Raw genomic sequence first — 4497 nt, 5'->3', positions numbered from 1 at the left:
CGGCCAGCAGGTACAGGTCCTGGTCGCCCAGCGCCCGTTCCAGTGCAGCCGCCACGAACTGCAGCGCCTTGTCGCGCAGGGCCGGCCAGCGCCGGCCGAACCGGAGGCGGACCTGCTCCAGATCCAACATCTGTACGCAGCCTAAATCCGGATGCCCGCCCGCCCGTTGCTGGAGGCCGCGCAGTTCCTCCAGCCGCTGCCGGAACACATTGGGCCGGCCCGGATCCAGCCAGTGGCGGCCGCCCACACCCTGGGGAACCGGGCCCGGCGTGTCCCCGTCCATCACGGGAAACGGGGCGGCAATCGCGGTCGGGTCCGCCGCTGCCGTCACCATCGCCGACCCTTCCTCGGATCGCATCGCGCTACCCTTCTCCCGGCAAACACCGGGGCTGTCGCCATCTGCGCAGGCGCCGATGGAACCGTTCCACCTGCTGCCACCTGCGGCCGGTTCACTCTGGCAGATTCAGGTTAAACAAAGGTAAACGCCATGGCGGCACCGCACGCCCGCCGGGCGCGGGGCCGCATCCAGCCTCCGGAGAGCCGCAGCCTTGTTCCCGCCCATCCTCATCCTGCCCCAGGTGGTGGCGATCGCCGATCGCGCCGGTGCCGCCATCCTGCGCCACTACGAGCAGGGCGCGGCCGCCACTGCCAAGGCCGACGGCTCGCCGGTGACCGCGGCCGACCAGGACGCCGAAGCCCTGATCGTCGCAGCACTCGAGGAGCTGACCCCCTCGATCCCGGTGGTCGCCGAGGAGGCGGTGGCCGGCGGCGATGTCCCGGAGGTCGGCAACGGCAGCTTCTGGCTGGTCGATCCCCTGGACGGCACCCGCGAGTTCATCGCCCGCAATGGCGAGTTCACGGTCAACATTGCCCTGGTCGAGGCGAGGCGGCCGATCCTGGGCGTGGTGCTGGCACCGGCGATCCGCACCGCTTGGTGGGGTGCGCTCGGCCACGGCGCCACGCTGCGGGATCCGGAGGGTACCCGTGCCATCCAGGCGCGGCCGGTGCCGGCGGCACCGGTGGCGGTCGCCAGCCGCTCGCATCGCGACGCCCGTACCGACGTCTGGCTCGCCGAGCAGAACGTGGCGGACATCGTCTCGGCCGGCAGCTCGCTCAAGTTCTGCCGGGTGGCCGAGGCTAAGGCCGACCTCTACCCGCGCTTCGGCCGGACCATGGAATGGGACACCGCGGCCGGCCAGGCGGTGCTGGAGGCAGCCGGCGGTCGGGTGCTGCGCCTGGACGGCAGCCCGCTGGCCTATGGCAAGCCCGGCTTCGAGAACCCCGAATTCATTGCAAGGGGTGCCTGAGCGGCCCCATGCTGCACCATCTCCTCCACCTGCTTCCGGCCGAGACCGCACATCGCGTGGCGATCCGTGCGGCGGCCCTGCTGCCTGCCGGGCGGCCGGTGCCGGAGCCGCTCCAGCGCACCCGGCTGGCCGGGCTGGACCTGCCGGTGCCGGTCGGGCTGGCCGCCGGTTTCGACAAGAGTGCCGAGGCGTTCGACTCGTTCGGGCGGATGGGGTTCGGCTTCGTCGAGATCGGCTCCGTGACGCCCAGGCCGCAGGCGGGTAACCCGCGGCCCCGCCTGTTCCGGCTGAAGGAGGACCGGGCGGTGATCAACCGGATGGGCTTCAACAATGACGGGCTGGAGGCCGTGGCGCGGCGGCTGGAGCGGCGCTCGCCCAAGGGCCCGGTGGTCGGCGCCAATATCGGTGCCAACAAGGACACGGCCGACCCGATCGTCGACTACCGGCTGGGCGTGCGGCGGCTGCACGACCTGGTCGACTATCTGGTCCTGAACGTCAGCTCGCCGAACACGCCCGGCCTGCGCCTCCTGCAAAGGCAGGAGGCACTCACGCGCTTGGTGGCCGAGGTGCGCGCGACGCGCGACCAGGTGGCCTTGGGCGGACGCGCCCGGCCATTCTTCGTCAAGGTGGCGCCCGACCTCACCCCCGCCGACGAGGCGGCGATCGCCGAAGTGCTGCTGGCCGAGGGCGCCGACGGCCTGATCGTGGCCAACACCACGCTGGCGCGGCCGGAAAGCCTGCGCTCGGCCAAGCGCGGCGAGGCCGGCGGCCTGTCCGGCGAGCCGCTGTTCCAGCCCTCCACCGAGCTGCTCCGGCGCTTTCGCGAACGCCTGCCGTCCCTGCCGATCATCGCGGTGGGCGGGATCGATTCGGTGGAGCGTGCCTGGGCGAAGTTCCGGGCCGGGGCCGACGCGATCCAGCTCTATAGCGGCATGGTCTATGAGGGCCCTACGCTTGCCCGGCGCATCCGCCAGGGCCTGCGCCGGCGGCTGGAGGCGGAGAGCTTGGCCCACCTGAGCGAGCTCGGCGGCCGGCACCGCGACGCCGACCTCTCGTCCGACCCGCCGTCCGAACCATTGACGCGGGGGCCGGCCAGGGCGCATCCAGGCGGGCGCTTGCCTGAACATTTCCCGGAGCCCTGAGCTTGGCCAGGAAGTTGCGCCGCGCCACGGCGATGCTGCACCGTCCGCGTCTGCGCAGCGAGTTCGGTGAAACCTCCGAAGCGCTGTTCCTCACCGCGAGCTTCTCCTATGCCAGCGGCGAGGAGGCGGAGCCCGGATTCGGCGAGCCCGCCGGGCGCTACTGCTACACCCGGGTCGGCAATCCAACCGTGCACGCCCTGGAGGAGCGCTGGGCACAGCTCCAGGGCAGCGAGGCCGCGATCGCAACCGCGAGCGGCATGGCGGCGGTGCATGCTGCCCTCTTCGCCCTGCTGAAGGCCGGCGACCGGCTGGTCGCCTCGCGGCCGCTGTTCGGCTCCTGCATGTGGCTGTGCACCGACCTGCTGCCCCGGTTCGGGATCGAGGTGGAGTTCGTCGATGCCGGCAACCCCGCAGGATTCGAGAAGGCGCTCGCCCGGCCGGCCAACCTGGTCCTGATCGAGACCCCGGCGAACCCGACCCTGGACCTGGTCGACATCCAGTTAGTGGCCGACCTCGCTCACGCCGCGGGCGCGCGCCTCGTGGTCGACGATGCGCTGGCCTCGCCGATCTGCCAGAACTCCCTTGGGCACGGCGCCGACCTGGTCGTCACCTCGGCGACCAAGCATGCCGACGGCCAGGGCCGGGTGCTGGGCGGCCTGATCGCGTGCGACCGGCAGACCCGGGACGAGGTCCTGCACCCGTTCATCAAGCATACCGGGCCGAACCTGTCGCCCTTCAGCGCCTGGGTGCTGCTGAAGAGCCTGGAAACGCTGGAGCTGCGGGTGCTGCGCATGGCGCAGAGTGCCGGGCGGATCGCCAGCTTTCTCCAGGACCGCGGCAACTGCGCGGTGCGCTACCCGGGCCTGCCGGACGATCCGTACCACGCCCTGGCCAGCCGGCAGATGCACAATGGTGGCACCCTGCTCACGCTGCGCACCGGCGGGGGCAAGCAGGGGGCGTTCGACTTCCTGCGCCGGCTGGAGGTGATCGAGATCACCAACAATCTAGGCGACAGCCGGACGATCGCCACCCACCCGGCCACCACCACCCATGGACGCCTTTCCCAGGCGGCGCGGGCCGCGATCGGGATCCACGACGACCTGATCCGGCTCTCGGTCGGGCTGGAGGACCCGGACGACCTGATCGAGGACCTGGACCGGGCACTCGGCTGAACGGCCACTCGGACGCAATAGGGATTACGGCGGCGGTCGCGGCCGTGCGATGGCGCGTGACCAATTCGTGACGCACAGCCGTGATGGATGCCCTTGTATTACAGGAAACGTCATGGTAACGATGAAGAGTAAATCTTTTATCCGAGAGAACATCTGAAATTCCTTTAGCATGCTTGTCAGGGTTTTGTTGAATGCAAAATGCCAGAGTTGGTTGATCTGGTAAGAATATCTCAGGGGACAACGGCATGAACCGTGGAAGATTGTTTGGTGCGACCGGCATGATCGATGGTCATTCATCGGAAATCGATCATGTTGTGCCTGGGAAGCCGCAAGTAGCCTAGCAGGCTGGCGGCAACGCCGCGCGGCACGACCTCCTCTTATCCGATTCCTGGTCGGCAATGGTGCGCCGCTTCGCGCCGAAGCGGTGACGCCGGCTTTGTGCCAGCGCCGATCCTACAAGGAAGACCGCATCCCATGACAGATGCGGGGAGGCCGCACACGTCCTGTTCAAGGGCTCCGGGCGCCGCGCTGGGTGTGATCAACGTATTCGTCTGGAAGTGATGCACCGGCGAAAGCTGAATGTATAGTCATGTCCGAGTATTTAAAAGTAGTAGTTAAAAATCAATACATTTTTTTCTTGTGTACGCTGAAGATAATGTTAGAAGACGTCATGTGTACCGGTGGCGCCGGAATTAGCCGGGCATTGCCATTCGGGACAAGGGAGCGTGACAATGGGTTATCTGAAGATTTTCCTGTGCTCGGCCGCCGTGCTCGGCCTGGTGTCCGCCACTGCCCTCGCCGCCTCTAACGGCAACGGCAACGGCAACGGCAACGGCAACGGCAATGTCGGCAGCCATAACGGCAGCTATAACGGCA

Annotated in this window: 3 protein-coding genes and 1 pseudogene; 3 read left to right on the top strand and 1 reads right to left on the bottom strand. The window is 68.4% G+C overall.

Annotated features, from left to right (window positions below; translation table 11 throughout):
- The coding region (locus EQG76_RS18995; RefSeq protein WP_159715939.1) for a hypothetical protein at nt 1–334 on the bottom strand (334 nt) is incomplete at its 3' end.
- Between the two features lie 214 nt (nt 335–548).
- Here EQG76_RS18995 and cysQ point away from each other — a divergent pair.
- From cysQ to EQG76_RS18980, 3 genes and pseudogenes are all read left to right on the top strand, one after another.
- Nucleotides 549–1307 (top strand): 3'(2'),5'-bisphosphate nucleotidase CysQ, encoded by a 759-nt coding sequence (gene cysQ / locus EQG76_RS18990; protein ID WP_159715938.1) that lies wholly within the window; start codon nt 549–551, stop codon nt 1305–1307.
- An 8-nt stretch (nt 1308–1315) separates the two neighbouring features.
- Nucleotides 1316–2386, top strand: a pseudogene (locus EQG76_RS18985) (quinone-dependent dihydroorotate dehydrogenase); the annotation flags it as partial.
- Between the two features lie 95 nt (nt 2387–2481).
- Nucleotides 2482–3621 (top strand): trans-sulfuration enzyme family protein, encoded by a 1140-nt coding sequence (locus tag EQG76_RS18980; RefSeq protein WP_159715940.1) that lies wholly within the window; start codon nt 2482–2484, stop codon nt 3619–3621.
- Nucleotides 3622–4497: the final 876 nt, after the last annotated feature.

It is taken from the genome of Geminicoccus flavidas (assembly GCF_009806515.1).
Classification (GTDB): Bacteria; Pseudomonadota; Alphaproteobacteria; order Geminicoccales; family Geminicoccaceae; genus Geminicoccus; species Geminicoccus flavidus.
The sequence above is the reverse complement of the archived record's forward strand: the minus strand, read 5'-3'. Positions and strand labels throughout refer to the sequence as shown.

What these genes read in the sequence shown, in the direction of transcription:
- EQG76_RS18980 (WP_159715940.1), top strand. Translation starts at nt 2,482, where the DNA reads ATGCTGCACCGTCCGCGTCTGCGCAGCGAGTTCGGTGAAACCTCCGAA.